Annotated in this window: 19 protein-coding genes; 11 read left to right on the top strand and 8 right to left on the bottom strand. The window is 32.0% G+C overall.

Features of this window, described 5'->3' with window-relative positions:
- Window positions 1–459: 459 nt before the first annotated feature.
- The 6 genes from HXZ69_RS11540 to HXZ69_RS15320 all read left to right on the top strand — a co-directional run bounded on the left by HXZ69_RS11540 (window position 460) and on the right by HXZ69_RS15320 (window position 5955).
- A complete protein-coding gene (locus HXZ69_RS11540) occupies window positions 460–912 on the top strand; it encodes a hemerythrin domain-containing protein (RefSeq protein ID WP_038337008.1) in 453 nt (150 codons plus the stop codon).
- Window positions 913–985: 73 nt separating this feature from the next.
- A complete protein-coding gene (locus HXZ69_RS11545) occupies window positions 986–1426 on the top strand; it encodes an RrF2 family transcriptional regulator (protein WP_038337007.1) in 441 nt (146 codons plus the stop codon).
- Window positions 1427–1491: 65 nt separating this feature from the next.
- The gene (locus HXZ69_RS11550) at window positions 1492–2268 is read left to right on the top strand and encodes a class I SAM-dependent methyltransferase (RefSeq protein ID WP_286496067.1); all 777 of its coding nucleotides are present in this window, start codon (window positions 1492–1494) and stop codon (window positions 2266–2268) included.
- A 57-nt stretch (window positions 2269–2325) separates the two neighbouring features.
- Window positions 2326–3042: an iron-sulfur cluster repair di-iron protein gene (gene ric, locus HXZ69_RS11555; protein ID WP_038337005.1), complete on the top strand. Its 717-nt coding sequence runs from the start codon at window positions 2326–2328 to the stop codon at window positions 3040–3042.
- Window positions 3043–3174: 132 nt separating this feature from the next.
- On the top strand, window positions 3175–5583 hold the full coding sequence (locus HXZ69_RS11560; RefSeq protein WP_286475049.1) for a TonB-dependent receptor domain-containing protein: 2409 nt from the start codon (window positions 3175–3177) through the stop codon (window positions 5581–5583).
- Window positions 5584–5853: 270 nt separating this feature from the next.
- Window positions 5854–5955: a RidA family protein gene (locus HXZ69_RS15320; RefSeq protein WP_353619255.1), complete on the top strand. Its 102-nt coding sequence runs from the start codon at window positions 5854–5856 to the stop codon at window positions 5953–5955.
- Window positions 5956–6041: 86 nt separating this feature from the next.
- Here the strand turns inward: HXZ69_RS15320 and HXZ69_RS11565 are convergent, their stop codons facing one another.
- The 7 genes from HXZ69_RS11565 to HXZ69_RS11595 all read right to left on the bottom strand — a co-directional run bounded on the left by HXZ69_RS11565 (window position 6042) and on the right by HXZ69_RS11595 (window position 13931).
- Window positions 6042–6701 (bottom strand): YggS family pyridoxal phosphate-dependent enzyme, encoded by a 660-nt coding sequence (locus HXZ69_RS11565; protein ID WP_114999389.1) that lies wholly within the window; start codon window positions 6699–6701, stop codon window positions 6042–6044.
- 3 nt (window positions 6702–6704) lie between these two features.
- Window positions 6705–7952 (bottom strand): DUF1015 domain-containing protein, encoded by a 1248-nt coding sequence (locus tag HXZ69_RS11570; protein WP_125350117.1) that lies wholly within the window; start codon window positions 7950–7952, stop codon window positions 6705–6707.
- A gap of 33 nt (window positions 7953–7985) precedes the next feature.
- Window positions 7986–8936, bottom strand: a complete 951-nt coding sequence (locus HXZ69_RS11575; protein WP_286496068.1) for a D-2-hydroxyacid dehydrogenase — start codon at window positions 8934–8936, stop codon at window positions 7986–7988.
- An 87-nt stretch (window positions 8937–9023) separates the two neighbouring features.
- Window positions 9024–10094 carry a 3-phosphoserine/phosphohydroxythreonine transaminase gene (gene serC / locus HXZ69_RS11580; protein WP_286496069.1) on the bottom strand — a complete coding sequence of 357 codons (1071 nt, stop codon included), beginning with the start codon at window positions 10092–10094 and terminating at the stop codon, window positions 9024–9026.
- Window positions 10095–10256: 162 nt separating this feature from the next.
- On the bottom strand, window positions 10257–11516 hold the full coding sequence (locus tag HXZ69_RS11585; RefSeq protein WP_038336999.1) for an aminotransferase class I/II-fold pyridoxal phosphate-dependent enzyme: 1260 nt from the start codon (window positions 11514–11516) through the stop codon (window positions 10257–10259).
- 93 nt (window positions 11517–11609) lie between these two features.
- On the bottom strand, window positions 11610–12647 hold the full coding sequence (locus tag HXZ69_RS11590; protein ID WP_038336998.1) for a PLP-dependent cysteine synthase family protein: 1038 nt from the start codon (window positions 12645–12647) through the stop codon (window positions 11610–11612).
- 129 nt (window positions 12648–12776) lie between these two features.
- The gene (locus HXZ69_RS11595) at window positions 12777–13931 is read right to left on the bottom strand and encodes a GlmU family protein (RefSeq protein ID WP_286496070.1); all 1155 of its coding nucleotides are present in this window, start codon (window positions 13929–13931) and stop codon (window positions 12777–12779) included.
- Between the two features lie 161 nt (window positions 13932–14092).
- Here HXZ69_RS11595 and aroB point away from each other — a divergent pair, with 161 nt between their 5' ends.
- From aroB to HXZ69_RS11615, 4 genes are read left to right on the top strand one after another with little or no spacing between them, the layout of a single operon-like run.
- Window positions 14093–15145: a 3-dehydroquinate synthase gene (aroB, locus tag HXZ69_RS11600; protein WP_114999381.1), complete on the top strand. Its 1053-nt coding sequence runs from the start codon at window positions 14093–14095 to the stop codon at window positions 15143–15145.
- Window positions 15133–15669 (top strand): peptide-methionine (R)-S-oxide reductase MsrB, encoded by a 537-nt coding sequence (msrB, locus tag HXZ69_RS11605; protein ID WP_125350119.1) that lies wholly within the window; start codon window positions 15133–15135, stop codon window positions 15667–15669. The genes aroB and msrB overlap by 13 nt, the downstream gene beginning before the upstream one ends.
- A 46-nt stretch (window positions 15670–15715) precedes the next feature.
- Window positions 15716–16102, top strand: a complete 387-nt coding sequence (locus HXZ69_RS11610) for a hypothetical protein (RefSeq protein ID WP_147279964.1) — start codon at window positions 15716–15718, stop codon at window positions 16100–16102.
- A gap of 9 nt (window positions 16103–16111) precedes the next feature.
- Complete coding sequence (locus HXZ69_RS11615) at window positions 16112–17443, top strand: MATE family efflux transporter (RefSeq protein ID WP_286496071.1); 1332 nt, start codon at window positions 16112–16114, stop codon at window positions 17441–17443.
- A 128-nt stretch (window positions 17444–17571) separates the two neighbouring features.
- On the opposite strand, the gene HXZ69_RS11620 is transcribed toward HXZ69_RS11615, so the two are convergent.
- On the bottom strand, window positions 17572–17850 hold the full coding sequence (locus HXZ69_RS11620; protein WP_286496086.1) for a hypothetical protein: 279 nt from the start codon (window positions 17848–17850) through the stop codon (window positions 17572–17574).
- On the opposite strand from HXZ69_RS11620, the gene HXZ69_RS11625 reads away from it, so the two are divergent.
- Window positions 17814–17954 carry a T9SS type A sorting domain-containing protein gene (locus HXZ69_RS11625; protein ID WP_280035889.1) on the top strand — a complete coding sequence of 47 codons (141 nt, stop codon included), beginning with the start codon at window positions 17814–17816 and terminating at the stop codon, window positions 17952–17954. The genes HXZ69_RS11620 and HXZ69_RS11625 overlap by 37 nt on opposite strands.
- Window positions 17955–18144: the final 190 nt, after the last annotated feature.

Genomic DNA, 18144 nt, shown 5'->3' on the forward strand with positions numbered 1-18144 from the left:
CCAACTCAAAGATAATTTGAGATCCGAAATTTACGCGCTTTTTTTACGCTTTCTTTTAACGTTTAGGACGCTAATGGTCTAATAATAACAATTCCACTAATTGCTATGCAATTTACAAATGAAGTCAACTGGAGTTTATTTGATTTTATTATTGCATTTATTTTACTTTCGGTTATTGGATTAACGATAAACTACATTCTACAACTGACTAACCGTTTACAAAATAAAATCTTTTTCTGCATAATGGTTTTACTCATTGGTTTATTAATATGGACTGAATTAGCTGTCGGAGTTTTCGGTAGTCCAATAGCAGGAAATTAGAATGATTTTTTTATTGAATACTTTTCCATTTATGTCAACCTAAAAAAGATCTGAAATACGTCTAAATTTTAAAATAGAATACTAAAAAGAATTTTAGTGAAAAATTGTCATAACTTTAATTCACAAAAACAGTTAATTATGAAAAGAAGTGAACACATTGTCGTTTTATCAAAGGATCATCATTTTGGATTGCTTTGTAGTTGGAAAATTGAACAAGGTTTCTTTAAAAATATTGCATTAGAACGAATTGCATCTTATGTTGAATATTTTTGGAACAATCATCTTTCTGAGCACTTTAAACATGAAGAAACGATTATTTTTCCCTATTCAAACGAAACATACAACCAACAAATTAAAACCGAACATCAAGAATTAAAGGTTTTAGCACAAAAGATTGCTCAACATCCAGAGAAATCAATAGTAGAAAAATTTGCTCATTTATTAAAAAATCATATTCGATTCGAGGAACGTGAATGGTTTCCTTACTTACAAGAAAATCTTGATGAAAGTGATTTGAAACAAATAGGTAAAAGATTAGAAAACTCGCACACAAAACCATTTGATAATTTTGAAGACGAATTTTGGAAATAATTAGAATTAATAAAACACCTTTTACTCTTTTATTAAAGAAATGATGTATATTTGTAGTGTAAAAGAATTGTAAATGTTATCAAAAACTTGTGAATACGCCGTTAGAGCAGTAATTTATATCGCACAGCAAACCAAAGACGGAAATCGAGTTGGAATAAAAGATGTAGCGAAAGGAATTGATTCTCCTGAATATTTTATTGCAAAAATTTTGCAAGAAATGGTTCGAAAAAATCTTTTACAGTCTACAAAAGGACCAAATGGTGGTTTTCATCTCGATGAAAAATATATGAAAAATTCGTTGGCTGTAATTGTTAGACATTTTGATGGAGATAAAATTTTTAGTGGTTGTGCACTTGGACTAAAACGATGTTCAGAAAAAAATCCTTGTCCTTTGCATCAGCAATTCAAAGAAATACGAAATACTTTAAAGCATTTATTAGAAACAACTACTATCAACCAATTGGTTGAGAAATTAGATTCGCAAGAAGTATTTCTAAAATTAAATTTAGAATAAAATTTACCTTAATAAAAGATAAAAAGGTCTTTTTTATTTCAATTGAAAATAAAAAACTTACTCAAATGAAAAATGATACAATTGATAAAATGTCTGGACATTGGCTCCTTGCTAAAATAGGAAAAAAAGTACTAAGACCTGGAGGAAAAAAGTTGACAAATGAAATGGTTGAATTGTTAGATATCAATACAAATGATGCGATTGTAGAATTTGCTCCTGGGCTTGGTTCTACCACTTCTATTGTACTTGACAAACAGCCAACATCATACATTGGAATTGATTTAGACGAAAAAATTATCGAGAATTTAAATCAAAAATTTGATAATCAAAAAGCTGTTTTTCAATTAGGAAATGCTGCTGACACAAGACTTGATGACTGTTCTCAAACTAAAATTTTTGGAGAAGCTATGCTAACGATGCATGCCAATCATCGTAAAAGTGAAATCATAAAAGAAGCTCATCGTGTTCTAAAAAAAGATGGATACTATGCAATTCATGAATTAGCATTAAAACCGAATAATATTTCAGATGAAATCAAAAAGAACATTCAAAAAGAGCTTGCAATTACGATGAATGTTAATGCAAGACCATTAACAGTTGAAGAATGGAAAATTCTTGTAAAAGAAGAAGGTTTCGAAATTATTGAAATTAAAACAGCTGAAATGCGCCTGCTTGAACCTTCAAGATTAATTGATGATGAAGGATTTTCAGGGTTTTTAACTATCATAAAAAATATTGCAACTCAAACAGAAGTGAGAGAAAGAGTAATAAAAATGAAGAAAGTTTTCAAAAAATACGAAGAACATTTGTGTGCTTTTGTCATGATTGCAAAGAAAAAATAATAATGCTAAAAGGCTCAAAAAAAATTTAATTTAATAAAAGATAAAAAGTATTCTATTATGGACATAAAAACAGATTTAATCGGAGAAATGGTCTCAGAAGATTTTAGAACTGCGGCGATTTTCAAAAAACATGGCATTGATTTTTGTTGCCGTGGTGGAAGAACCATCGAAGAAGCCTGTGAAAATAAAACTACAGATGTAAACAAAGTGTATAATGATTTGGAAAATTTACCTTCTCAAACCGAAGCTTCAATTGATTTTAAATCGTGGCCATTGGATTTGCTAAGTGAATATGTTGAAAAAATACATCATGCTTATGTGGAAGAAAAAATACCTGTTTTACTCGCTTTCTTAGACAAATTATGCAAAGTTCATGGTGAAAGACATCCAGTACTTTATGAAATAAACGCTTTATTTAATCAAACAGCTCAAGATTTGAGTGCTCATTTAAAAAAAGAAGAATTAATTCTTTTTCCATTTATCAAAAAAATGACTCATGCAAAGAAAAGAGGAATAGAATTAGAAGTTCCTCATTTTGGTACAGTTGAAAATCCAGTTCACATGATGGAACATGAACATACCGCAGAAGGTGATCGTTTTGCAAGGATTGCAGAACTTACCAATCATTACACTCCACCAGCAGATGCGTGTAACACTTATCGCGTGACCTATGCAATGTTAGAAGAATTCGAGAATGATTTGCATACTCATATTCACATCGAAAACAACATTCTATTTCCAAAATCTATTCAATTAGAAAAAGAACTTAAATAAGTTTATTCACTCCCAATAATCCCCTTATTGGGAGTTTTTGATTCTTTAATTCATTATTATTTAAGATATTTTCACTTATAGTTTTGTAACTTTTTGATGATTGATGCGTCTTATTTGTAAACAACCCTATAAATGAAAAAATATTTTCTTCCAATTATTTGTATTGCATCTGTTCATACTTTTGCTCAACAAGAAATAAAAGGAACTTTTCAATATACCAATCAAGCTCCAATAGCGTTAGCAGATGTAATCATTTTTCAAGGCGAAAAAATTATAGATGAAATTTCTACTGACAAAAATGGGCACTTTACGGTTATTTTAGAAGAAGGAACTTATACGTATAGAATTGAAGAAGCTGGAATTTTACTTCATTCATCCTCTCTCACGATTATGAATCATACGGATTTAGGAATTATTTTAGTTCCTAAAACTGAAAATGTAACCTTAACGGAAGCTGTTGTTACAGGTCAAAAAAAATTAGTTGAAAAGAAAGTAGACCGATTAATTTTCAATGTCGATCAAGCAGAAGGTGCAAAAGGTGGAAATGCCTTAGATGCATTGAAACTTGCGCCACGTATCGAGGTGGAAGAAGCGACAGATGCTATTTCGATTATAGGAAAAGGTTCAGTAAGCGTCATGATTAATGACCGATTAATGCAAATGAGCAGTGAACAATTGTCAAATTATCTAAAAACCATTCGAACAGAAGATATTGAAAAAATTGAAGTCATTACAAATCCTCCAGCCAAATACGATGCGACAGGAAACAGTGGAATCATCAATATTGTATTGAAAAATGCAAAACAAGAAAGTTTGAATGGTTCTATTTCGACTTCATACAACCAGCAAAAATACGGTGGATTCAATTTGAACGGGAATATCAATTACCGCAAAGGAAAATGGACATTAACCTCTAATATTTATAGTGGTAAAGGAAATTGGTATGGTAAAAGTAAAAACACAACTTTATATCCAGATCAAAAATGGACTTCGGACGGAATTAATAAAAATGAGAACAATTATTATGGTGGTCGAATTGGTATTGATTATCAAATCAATGACAACTTAATTACAGGTTTCAATTTAGATATTTCAGATGGTAAAGGAGAAAGTAAAGGAAATTCAGTCATTGATATTTTCGATTTAGTGAACAACAAAACAAATCGTTATATGACGACGAATTGGGATGGTGGAAAATGGAATTGGAATTATCTGGGATTAAATTACCATATCATCAAAAAATTCAAAACGGAAGGTAAAAAGTTAACATTCGATTTTGACTATTCGAATAACGGAAACGATAGCAATAACAAAAATATCAGTAACGAATTTGATCCTAATTGGGCAGAAATCCCTGGTAAATACGAAAATAATTACAGCTTAAATGACGGCTCTTCAAACCGATTCAATGCAAGTATCGATATGGAGCATCCTGTTAATTCGTGGAAAATGAATTATGGAACGCGTTTACGTTGGGCAACAGATGAAGCGGAAAATCAACGATTTTTAAAACTTAATCCGAATGATAATTTCCATGAAGATACCGATTTTGCAAGCAAATACAATTACAAAGAGAATGTCTACGCATTGTATTATTCGGTAGAAAAACAATTGAGTGAAAAGCTGACAGGAAAAGTTGGGTTACGCTATGAGCATGCACAAGTGAAAAGCATTATGGAAGATCCGAAAAATAATTACGAAAAAACTTATGACGGCTTATATCCTACCGCTTATTTGATGTATCAATCATCGGAAAATCATTCGTTTACATTAAACTATAGTCGTCGTGTAGATCGTCCATTTATTTGGTATTTAAATCCAAGAAGAACGAAACAAAATGAGTATAATTATTCAGAAGGAAATCCAAATTTGACGCCTTCTAATTCGAATAATTTCGAGTTAGAGCATGCGTATAAAGATTTATTGGTAACAAGTTTGTATTACCGCAATGCGAATGATCTTTTTGAACAAGTAAGCATCATGGATCCTGATACCAAGATTACACTTTCTAAGCCTTATAATATTGGAAAAACATATAGTATTGGTTTAAGTGAAAACATCAACGTAAAACCTTATAAATGGTGGAAAGTAAATGCTTCGGCAGATGTTTTCTATCGTAAAACAACCAGTAAAATTCCTGAAATGAATTATACATTAGACGGAATGAATGGGGAATTTAGAATTACAAATAATTTAGATTTAAATAAAAAGAAAACACTTTTTGCTAATTACACTTATTCATATTATACAAAAAGTACAGATGGATTAGACAAATTTGGAGATTTTATGCGTCATAACATTGGTATGAGAGCAATGGTATTTAAAAAGAAATTACAACTTTCGGCAAATATCTCTAACCTTTTCGAAAATAAAAATGGAACTTACACAAGTACGTCTAACAACGTAACAAATATGGGAGTTAATCAAGCTTTCAGAATGTATCGTATTGGAATTAGTTACAATTTCGGAAAACAATTTAATATAGAACGCTCAAAATCTAACCAAGAACAAAGCGGCGGAGGCGGTGGAGGAAATGGTTAAAATTTATTCCTGAATGAATAGAACCTGAACAAATCTGTTCAGGTTTTATTTTTTTATAATGATTATTGATCCAATTCTATCAATAGTTTTTTTAATTTGGATATACTTGTAATATATCTTGATATAAAGATATATTTAAAACCAATAAGAAAATTATTCAAACAGAAAATATACCAATTGCAAATGGACACTACTCACAATGTAAAATAATGGAATTCTATTTCTGGTCAATTACCAATAGATTGCGAAACCAAAAAAATTCTGTTAACAATTTTAGAGCAAACTAACTTAGTTTTTAAAAATATCGAAACGATATTACATGAAGCTAATAGCGATAAAAACCATGTATTTCTGGTGGAAATCTCAATTTAAACACTTTACCTTTTTAGAAATTGTTGTATAAATAATAAACCCCTAAAACATAAATTTCAGGGGTTTTGTATTGCAATACTATTCTGTTAAATCGAATAATTACGATGTCCAAAGATCGAACTCCCAATGCGAACCATTGTACTGCCTTCTTCTATCGCGATTTGATAATCTCCTGACATTCCCATTGATAAAATAGAAATGTTTTGATAAATAGATTTCAATGAATCAAAGTTAGATTTTAAAGAACGGAATTCTTCACGAATTTGACTTTCATCTTCCGTAAACGTTGCCATTCCCATCAATCCAACTACGCGAACATTTGGTAAATGCTGAATTTCTTCTTGCATTATCTGTTGAATTTCTTCTTCATCCAAGCCAAATTTTGTTTCTTCATCTGCTATAAATTGTTGCAACAACACATCAATTACGCGATTATTTTTTTGGGCTTGTTTGTGAATTTCTTTCAACAATTTTAAACTATCAACTCCATGTATCAAATGCACAAAAGGCGCCATATACTTCACTTTATTGGTTTGCACATGACCAATCATATGCCAACGTATATCCTTTGGAAGAACTTCGTATTTATCGCACATTTCTTGAATCTTGTTTTCACCAAAATCTCGCATTCCAGCCGCATAAGCTTCTTGCAAATCCTCCACAGGTTTTGTCTTAGAAACCGCTACCAATGTCACATGAGCAGGAATTGTAGCTTCGATTGTTTTTAAATTTTCTTGAATACTCATTTTTTATTCTTTCAAATCAAATACAGCAAAACCGCTTAATGGTTTTGGTTCGATATATGTACTTTTTGGTGGCATTTTAAGCCCTAAATCCGCAATCAATTGCAAATCCTTCACATCCACTGGATAAAAAGCAAAAGCTGCAATATAATCGTGATGATCAACTTTATTTTTAAGCGCTTCTACTCCTTCTCTATTGCGCGTACCACATTCGTAATGAATGCGTTTATCCTTTTTAGAATCTTGAATATTTAGAATTGGTTTCATCACATTTTCTTCGAAAATATAAGTATCCAATTCGCTTAAACCTTCGGTTGTCAATAAATTATTTTTGACATATAAACTATAATATTGACCATCTAAATACATCACAATATGATGTTTTTTGGTTGGCACAACTAATTCATCACCTTTCGGAATAATTTCAAAATCAGCTTCTAAAGCAGTTAAAAACGCTTCTGGAGTTAAGCCGTTTAAATCTTTAATTAATCGATTATAATCATTGATAATCAAATCTTCATTCGAAACTAAAAGTGCTAACGTATAATTAAAAGCTTCATCACCATAGACTTCATCTTTCGAATTTTCAACCGCAAATTTTGTGTATCGCTCCGAACTTTCCATACGATGATGTCCATCTGCAATATACAATTCGTCTAATTTTTCGATTGAATCTTTTAATTGTTTTAAATTTAAACGATTATCAACTCTCCACAACAAATGTTGCGTTCCGTTTTCTTCTTCTATTTTCAGAATCGGCTTGCGTTTCATTTCCGTATCAATCAACAAATCTACACGTTGAGCAGGTTTATAGGTCAACAAAACAGGTTCCGCATGGAAATGAGATTCTTTCAAATAATCAGCAAATAATTCCACACGACGCTCCAAAGTTTCTTCGTGCTTTTTTATTTTATTTTGACGATAATCATCAATATTCACCAAGCCTAAAAGTCCTTTTGTTTCGCGTCCATCAGGCTGTATGACTTGATAAATATAAAAAGACGACTTGTCTTGCGTTAATATTTTTTTCGAAATAAAATCCTCAAAATTCTCACGAACTTTTCTGAATTTCTCTTTCGGATCTTGAATCGTTTCGTCCCAAGTTGGCAAAATAATATGCAAAAAAGAGTTTTCTCTGTTATTGATATAATAATCCAATTCTTCTTTCGAATATTGATTAACGGCAAGCGTCACAAATTCTTGAGAAGTTTCTTCTGTAGGTCGAATTCCTTTGAATGGTTTAAATTGAGGCATTTTGAATAGTTTTAGATAGAATGAAACTCAAAATTATTTTCCGTAAATCTCAACGATTTGCGAAGCTAATTCAGTTCCAATTCTGTCCTGCGCTTCATTCGTAGAACCTGCAATATGAGGAGATAATGACAAAGATTCGTTCATCAACAAGCCCATTTCTGGTGTTGGCTCATTCTCAAAAACATCTAAGGCTGCTCCAGCAACTTTTCCGTCTTCAATTGCATCAACCAAAGCACGCTCGTCAACTACTCCACCACGAGCCGTATTAATTACAATCACGCCATCTTTCATTTTTGCAAATTCTTTTTCACCCAAAATATATCCATCTTGTGCTGGAACATGCAGCGAAATGAAATCTGCTTTTGTAATGACTTCATCAAAATCAACAGAAGTGATGGTAAACGTTAATTTTTGACCATCAAAAAATTCTAATTCAATGTCACGTGTTGCTGGGAATTTATCATACACTAAAATATTCATTCCTAAACCAATCGCTTCACGAATCACTTCTACACCGATACGGCCAAAACCGATTACACCCATTGTTTTTCCTCTCAATTCGATTGCTTTTGCGTAAGCTTTTTTCAATCCATTGAAGTTAGAATCTCCTTCTAAAGGCATATTACGATTGGCTTGGTGTAAATTACGAACGATAGAAAACAAATGCGCAATTACAAATTCTGCTACAGATTGAGAAGAAGATGCTGGCGTATTAATCACCTGAATTCCTTTTTCGCGTGCATAAGCAACATCGATATTGTCCATACCAACTCCTCCACGACCGATAATTTTAAGATTTGTCGCATCAATCAAAGGTTGACGAACTTTAGTCGCAGAACGCACTAAAAGTACTTCAACTCCATTTTCGTTGATATAATTTTCTAATTGTTCTTGTGCTACTTGAGCAGTTATTACTTCGAAACCTTTTGCTTCTAAAGCTTCTATTCCTGCCTTAGAAATTCCATCGTTTGCTAATATTTTCATGTTATTATTATAGAATTAAGATGTGAGATTTTAGATGTTAGATAATATATTTCTCAATACTAATATCTAGCATCTAATGTCTGCTGATTAACCAAATTTTTGTTCAAATTGTTTCATTACTTCTACCAAAACTTGAACAGATTCTAATGGTAAAGCATTGTACATAGACGCACGGTATCCACCAACATCACGGTGACCAGCCAAAGAAACAACTCCAGCTTCTTTTAACATTGCATCAAAATCAGCTTTGAAATCTTCGTTATTTAAGACAAAAGTGGCATTCATTTGAGAACGATCTTCTGTTGCAGCAGTTCCTGTAAATAATCCGTTACGATCAATTTCAGCATACATTGCATCTGCTTTTGCAGTATTAATTTTTGCAATCGCTTCTACTCCACCTTGCTCTTTTAACCATTGTAAATTTAACATGACACCGTAAATTGCAATTACTGGCCACGTATTAAACGATGATTCTTTTTTGATATGTGTTTCGTAGTTTAAATAATCGGGAATATTACGTCCCGTTTTACCTAATAAATCTTTTTGAACGATTGCAACAGCAGAACCTGCAGGTCCCATATTTTTTTGGGCTCCAGCATAGATTACACCAAATTTAGAAACATCAATTGTGCGAGATAAAATATCCGAAGACATATCACAAACTATTGGAACTGGAGAATTTGGAAACTCTTTCATTTGTGTTCCAAAAATGGTATTATTTGATGTGCAGTGGAAATAATCAACATCTGAAGGAACAGTATATTCTTTTGGAATATAACTATAATTTTGATCTTTTGAAGAAGCAATAACTTCGATTTCTCCGAAACGCTTCGCTTCTTTGATAGCATTTTCTGCCCATTTTCCTGTTTGTGTATAAGCTGCTTTTCCGCCTTCTTTCAATAAATTGTAAGCTACAGTAGGAAATTGCAATGAAGCTCCACCTTGCATAAAAACTACGTCATGTGTTTCTGGAACATTCATCAATTCTTTTACCAACGCTCTTGCTGTATCAATTACTTCTACCGCATCTTTGCGACGGTGAGAAATTTCTAAGATTGATGTTCCTGAATTGTTGAAATCTAAACAAGCTTGAGCCATTTTGTCGAAAACAACTTGTGGTAAAATGCATGGTCCTGCACTAAAATTGTGAATTTTCATAATTAAAATTGTTGTGTGTTTGTGTGTCTAATTTGTAAACAAATATAGTAAATCAAATATGGAAAAAAGTGAATAATTACTTAACTTTTGAACAGAATACAAACAAAAAACCCTAAACTAATTCAGTTTAGGGTTTTTCTATTATTTGATTGAATATTTATTTTAGTATTGAACAAAATCAACATTCAATTCTTCTGCTTTGCGTTTGTAATATCCGTCAGCTAATTTATCTTTAATCTCAGCAAATGAGTTTAACGTATATTCGATGTGTTCGTCTTCGTGAGCAGCAGTTGGAATAATACGGAAAATAATCATTCCTTTTGGAATAACTGGATAAACTACTACAGAAACGAAAATACCATATTCTTCGCGCATTTCTTTTGCCAATACAGTCGCTTCGATAGGAGAACCATTCAATACGATTGGCGTAACACATGTGTTAGAACCTCCAATATCAAACCCTCTTTCTTGTAAACCTTTCTGAATTTTTTCTACATTGTGCCATAACTTGTCTTTAAGCTCAGGTTGAGAACGTAATAATTCAAGACGTTTTAAACCTCCGATTACCATTGGCATTGTCAATGATTTTGCAAAGATTTGAGAACGTAAGTTATATTTTAAAATACGGATAATATCTTTATTTCCAGCGATAAAAGCTCCAAAACCAGCCATAGATTTTGCGAAAGTAGAGAAATAGATATCAATTGCATCTTGACAACCTTGCTCTTCTCCAGCTCCAGCTCCAGTTTTACCTAAAGTACCAAAACCATGTGCATCATCAACTAATAAACGGAATTTGTATTCGTCTTTGTAAGCAGCAATTTCTTTTAAAATACCTTGCTTACCTGTCATTCCGAAAACACCTTCTGTAATCACTAAAATTCCTCCTCCTTGTTTGTCGGCTAATTTACGTGCACGAATAATTGTTTTTTCGAAACTTTCGATGTTATTGTGTTGATAAATAAAACGTTTACCAAAGTGTAAACGAACACCATCCACGATACAAGCATGACATTCAGCATCATAAACGATTACATCATTTTTAGACACTAAAGCATCAATTGTAGATACCATTCCTTGGTATCCAAAATTCATTAAATAAGCAGACTCTTTTTGAACAAAATCAGCCAATTCTTGCTCTAATTGTGCGTGAAAATCTGTTTGTCCAGACATTGCGCGAGCTCCCATTGGATAAGCCATACCATATTCAGCTGCCGCATCAGCATCAGCTTTACGAACTTCTGGATGGTTAGCTAAACCTAAATAGTTATTGATTGACCAAGTAATTACTTTTTTACCTTGGAATTCCATTACGGGTCCAATTTCTCCTTTTAACTGTGGAAAAACATAATAACCTTCACCATAATCAGCGAATTGACCTAATGGTCCAGGGTTCTGTTTTAAACGTTCAAAAATGTCCATTTTATTATAGTTTAATTTTTTATTAATTGAAAAAAAGTAGAAAGTGAACGAACACTACCTACTTTAAATATTTAATTTTTACAAATATACGTATTATTTAATTCTTTCGACTGTTGCTCGAGCTTCTAAACCATTGAGTCTGCTATTTGTAAAGCCTTGCTCTGCCATCCAATCATCACTAAAAACTTTTGTCATATAGCGCGAACCATGGTCTGGATACAAAATTACAACTAAAGAATTTTCGTCAAATTCTCCAGCTTCAGCCAATTGTTTATATGCTTGTGTTGCAGCACCAGAAGTATATCCTGCCATAATTCCTTCTTTCAAAGCAATTTCTCTTGTACGATAAGCAGCTTCTTCGTCTGTCACTTTGATAAAAGAATCAACCATTTCAAAATCTAAAGCTCCAGGAACTAAATTTTTTCCCATTCCTTCGATTCTGTAAGGATAGATATCATTCTGATCAATTTTTCCAGTTTCGTGATAACCTTTCAATATTGATCCATAAGCATCAACTCCGATGATTTTCACATCTGGGTTTTGCTCTTTTATATAACGTGCACTACCTGTCAAAGTTCCTCCTGTACCTGTACAACCGATTAGGTGAGTAATTTTACCCTCTGTTTGATTCCAGATTTCAGGACCTGTTGTTAAATAGTGAGCTTCTGTATTCCCTTGATTAAAATATTGATTAATATAAAGAGAATTTGGCGTTTCCGCAGCAATACGTTTTGCTACTTCGTAATATGATCTTGGATCATCAGCAGGTACATTCGCAGGACACAAAAATACTTTTGCTCCCATCGCTTTCAAGAATGAAATCTTTTCTGCCTTTGTTTTATCCGATACCGCTAAGATACATTTGTACCCTTTTACGATAGCCACCATAGCTACAGCAAATCCAGTGTTACCTGAAGTTGTTTCTACAATCGTAGCACCAGGTTTTAATAGACCATTTTTTTCAGCCTCTTCTATAATATGTAAAGCTATTCTGTCTTTTGTTGAATGTCCAGGATTGTAACATTCTAACTTTGCATAAACTTCGCCTGGAATGTCTTGGTTAATTCTGTTTAACTGAACTAATGGAGTATCTCCAATTAACTCTAAAACGTTTTTATATTTACCAGTCATTTCACAAATATTCTTTTCTAACAAAAAGCAAAATTAAGGATTTTTTAATTAATTGTTAAAAGATTAACACGTAAAATTAATCATATTACAATTTTAAACTTAAATTCTTATGATTTACTCCTTATTAAATTAGTTATTATTTAAATTAAAAATATGTTCTAAAATTCTTTTATCAGCAAGTGTAAAAGCAATTTTTCTTCTTTCCATCATTTTTTCTGCAGCTTCACAAGCTTTATCAAAATTAAAAACAGGAGCGTCTGATTGTCCACCCCAACTATAATGTTTAATCATATTTGGTGGAAAACCTGATTGAAAAACGTTCGCACAAACTCCAACAACTGTACCAGTATTAAATTGTGTATTGATTGCAGATTTAGCATAATCGCCCATTATTAAACCACAAAATTGCAAACCTGTTTTTACAAATCTTTTTTGGTTATAACTCCATAACTTTACTTCTGCATAATTATTTTTCAAGTTTGAGTTATTTGTATCCGCGCCTAAATTGCACCATTCTCCAATTACAGAATTCCCTAAAAACCCATCATGTCCTTTATTTGAATATGCTGTTAAGATTGAATTATTTAATTCACCACCAACTTTACAAAAAGGACCAATCGTACAACCAGCATATATTTTTGCACCCATATTTATTTTTGCATGCTCGCATAAAGCTAATCCGCCACGAATCATAGAACCTTCCATAATTTCGGCATCTTTTCCAATATAAATTGGACCTTCTGATGCATTCAAAATAGAAAATTCAACTTTCGCACCTTCTTCAATAAATATTTTTTCAGGAGCTAAAACTTGGTTGGTTGTAGATATTGATTGAGAAGTTCTTCCTTTTGTCACCAAATCAAAATCAAATTCAATTGCCTGGAAATTGTAAGTAAACAGATCCCAAGAATGTTGTAGATGAATTACTTCATCTTCAAATTGAATAATATCTGATGTGATTTTTGGAGTTTCTTCAGTTGATTTAACTGCTACAAGTTGATTGTCAAAAATTAGGGTTTGGTTTGGTTTTAAATTCTTTATCGCTTCAATTAATTTTTCATTCGGAAAAAAAGTTGGGTTGATAAATGTATTTTCTGTTTGAAGTTTAGCAGGAAATTTTTCTTGCAAATAAGGTTTCGTTTGATAAGAAACCTCTGTATTTAGTATTTTTTCCCAACGTTCTGCAAAACTCAATATCCCCATTCTTAGGGCAGCTACAGGTCTTGTAAATGTTAGGGGCAAAAAATCTTCCCATTCTTCGCCATCAAAAAGAACTATGTTCATTGATCTATGAATTTGTGCAAATTTAAAAATAATTATTTTATAAGTCGATAATATCAATATAGATTCTATCGACAGCCCTCCTAAAATAAATCATTCAAAATATTTGGTTGATGTAAAAAGGTCGTCGTAATTTTAGGCACATTTTAAAAACATTTTTCATTTTGAAATCAGCTCCGATTCATTTTGGTTCAATCGCATATATATTAGACGATTACCTTGCAAATAACACTTTTTCTTCTATCTTCTTTTTGGTAGATGAGAACACTCATGTGCATTGTTTACCGCTATTATTAGCCGATTTGGACAATATTTCTGCTTACGAAATCCTTGAAATTGACTCTGGAGAAGAAAATAAAAACATCGATACTGTAACTAATCTTTGGTTAGCATTAAGCGAGTTGGGTGCAGATCGTCATTCATTAGTTATTAATGTTGGTGGTGGAGTTTTAACGGATATGGGAGGTTTTATGGCTTCTACTTTCAAGCGTGGAATCAAATTCATCAACATTCCAACTACGTTATTATCGCAAGTTGATGCTTCTGCTGGTGGAAAAAATGGAATTGATTTGGAAGGAATGAAAAACATGATTGGGACATTTACACAGCCGGAAATGGTGTTAGTTGATCCTAAATTTTTGTTGACATTAGAGCAACGTCAAGTAAAATCTGGCTTAGCCGAAATGTTAAAACATGGTTTAATCAAGAACCGTGATCATTGGGATAATTTGGTGCAATTACCTTCGCACGATGCCGAATCTTTAGCTCCTTTTATCATGGATTCTATTCATATCAAAGAAAATGTGGTTGACAATGATCCATATGAAAAAGGTGAACGCAAAATTTTAAATTTTGGTCATACAATAGGTCATGCTATAGAAAGTGAATCCTTAGAAACTGATTTTCCGCTTTTACATGGAGAAGCAATTGTAATCGGAATGATTATTGAGACATTCCTTAGTTATGATCAAGAATTAATTTCTAAAGCTGATGTGGAAGAGGTTTGCGAAAGTTTTTCGTCAATGTATGCATTAAATACAATTGATATGAAAATTTTTCCGAACTTAATGGAATGGATGAAACACGACAAAAAAAATCAAAACAATTCAATCAACTTTAGTTTGATCAACAAGATTGGAAATTGTCGTTATGATGTAGTTTGTACTGAAGAAGAAATCAGACAAGCTTTTGAAAAATATAATCAATGGATTGCCTAAAAAAATATACTTCTTTTTTTGTTGTTGGATTAATAATGAGCCTTATGGCTGCTTGTACATCTCAACACAAGAAAGAAGATGCTAAAGTAGAACAACCTTCAAACACTGTTACGATGAACGAAAAACCTCAATTCAATATCAATAAGTCAAACGAAGAATGGAAAAAAGAACTTTCTTCTGAAGAATATTATGTTTTAAGAGAAGCTGGAACAGAACGTCCTTTTACAGGAAAATTCAACATGCATTTCGAAAACGGAATTTATACATGTAATGCGTGTGGAGAAGAATTGTTTTCTTCTTCTTCTAAGTTTGATGGACATTGTGGTTGGCCAAGTTTTGACAAAGAAATAAAAGAAGGTAAAATTGTAGAACGCGTAGACACTTCGCACGGAATGAAGAGAACAGAAATTCTTTGCGGAAATTGTGGAAGCCATTTAGGACACGTTTTTGATGACGGACCTACAGAAACTGGTTTACGTTATTGTGTGAATTCGCTTTCGTTAGATTTCAAACCTGTAAAATAAAATCAAAAAGCTGTTTCGACAGCTTTTTTTAATGCAAAAATACTTTATGAAAATACTTCGTATAATTATCGTTCTTATCTTATTGTTATTAATTTATAACGGTGTTTACAATTACAATTTAATGGTGAATATAAGAACAACCGATCGTCCGATTAATCCATTGCGCTACATCTTTTTCGGTTTTTATTTCTTCTTAATTCTATTGAATTTGATTGAATATATTCGAGGAAAATTTACATACGGATCATTCAAAAAAGTAATCTATTATTTGATTTTCGCTGGATATTTAGCGTGTATTTTCATGTTCAAATACAACGATTATCATATTCCAGGCTTACCACTTTTGGGTTATTTCACATTGGTCGGAACTACCTTATTTATGTTGAGTCAAATCATCAAAAACAAACCACCATACAAACGCGTAAAAAAATAATTGTTCGAAATGAGTTTGGTTTCGGATAGAATTATGTTCAAACAAATTAATCAATTAGCGATTCCTGCGATTTTTTCAGGGATTGCCGAATCTCTTATTACCTTAACCGATATTGCTATGGTAGGTAATGTAAAAGAATATTCGGTCGAAGCACTTGCTGCGACTGGTTTAGTTGGTTCTTTTCTTTCAGGAATTATTTGGATAGTTGCCCAAACCAAAACTTCTATTTCGTCTTTGGTTTCGCAAAGTTTTGGAGCAAATAAATTGGATAGTCTCAAAACTTTAGTTCCGCAAGCGTTGTATTTCAATCTATTTTTGAGTTTACTTATCTTTATACCAACGTATTTTTTTGCACAAAATCTATTCGAACTATACAATGCAAAAGATTTAGTTCTTCAATTTTCGGTCGATTATTACAAAATCAGAGCATTTGGTTTTCCATTAACACTTATTTCATTGACACTTTTTGGTGCTTTTAGAGGAATGCAAAACACTATTTGGGCAATGAAATGTAGTTTAACAGCTGCTTTTGTTCATGTGTTTTTAGACTATATTTTAATTTTTGGAGTAAATGGAATAATTCCTGCTTATCATATCAAAGGCGCTGCCTATGCAAGTCTTATTGCACAATTGATAATGGTAATTATGGCGTTTTACTACTATTTCACGAAAACTTCATTTGGGTTAAATCCAGGAAAAACCATTCATCCACTTTTTAAGAAATATGTCAACTTAAGTTTCAATTTTATTTTACGAACAGCTTCGCTTAATGTTGCATTTTTTCTTGCCAATTCTTACGCCACCGATTATGGAAAAGATTATATCGCCGCGCAAAGTATTTTGATGAATATTTGGTTATTCTTTTCATTTTTTATTGATGGTTATGCAGGTGCAGGAAATGCTATGGCAGGACGATTACAAGGCGAACGAAATTATCCTAAACTTTGGATTTTAAGCAAAGATATTTCCAAATATTCTGTTTTAATTGCGTGTATTTTAATTACTATTTGTTTCATTTTTTACAATCAAATTGGGCAAATTTTCAATCAAGACCCGAATGTTTTGACTATTTTCAACTCTGTATTTTGGATGGTTTTATTAATGCAACCAATCAACACATTGGCTTATATTTTTGATGGTTTTTTCAAAGGAATGGGCGATGCAAAACTCTTGCGAAACAACTTAATTGTCGCAACATTTCTTGGTTTTCTACCAACCATTTATCTTGCAGATTACTTTGGTTTAAGTATTTATGGAATTTGGATTGCATTTGGCATTTGGATGTTTTTACGCAGTTTTCCGTTGATATATATTTTTAGAAAACGAGTTTTGAATCAATAAAAAAAGTCGCACAAGAGCGACTTTTACAATTTATCTAAATTCTATTTTTCTTAAGGTGTAGAAATAGAAGCTTGTTGAATTTTTCTGTTGAAATAAATTTTAGAAAAACGAGTTCTATCAAGCTAAAATTATTTAATATTAAACTGTAAATCTCTCTCGATAGAGTTATTAAGTTTCTTTAATTCTTCTTTCTTTTTAAGTTTTTTTTCTTGATCAATCTTTGCATTTTCTCCCGTTTTTGCAGTGATAACTTCTGGATTTTCTTTATAATCTTTGATATATTTTACAAATTCAGATTTTTGCGAATTAATCTTATTAAAATCCTTATAAATCGGATATTCAACATCATCTTCGTTTTCTTTTATACTAATTGGTACATCAAGAAAGCTATCAACCAACTTCATCATTTACAAATAAAACAATACAATTAAGTAAACTTTCGGCTGGAGTTTACATCGTAAAAGTACAATCTGCCGATAAAGTTGAAACGAAAAAAATAGTTTTGAAATAAAGTTTTGAGTACTTTATTTGTCTCTTTGTGTGAGGTCGTCTGGAAAGACGACCTTTTTTATTAGAGTTGGATGTATATAACTTCGTAGGCATTCTTCCAAAGTAAGTCTGTTTATCCTTACCCGAGTCCTCAGTTTATTACAAACATAGTTGTTTTACCTTACCCGAGTCCTCGGTTTATTACAAACAAG

This window comes from Empedobacter sp. R132-2, from assembly GCF_030324375.1.
GTDB lineage: Bacteria > Bacteroidota > Bacteroidia > Flavobacteriales > Weeksellaceae > Empedobacter > Empedobacter falsenii_B.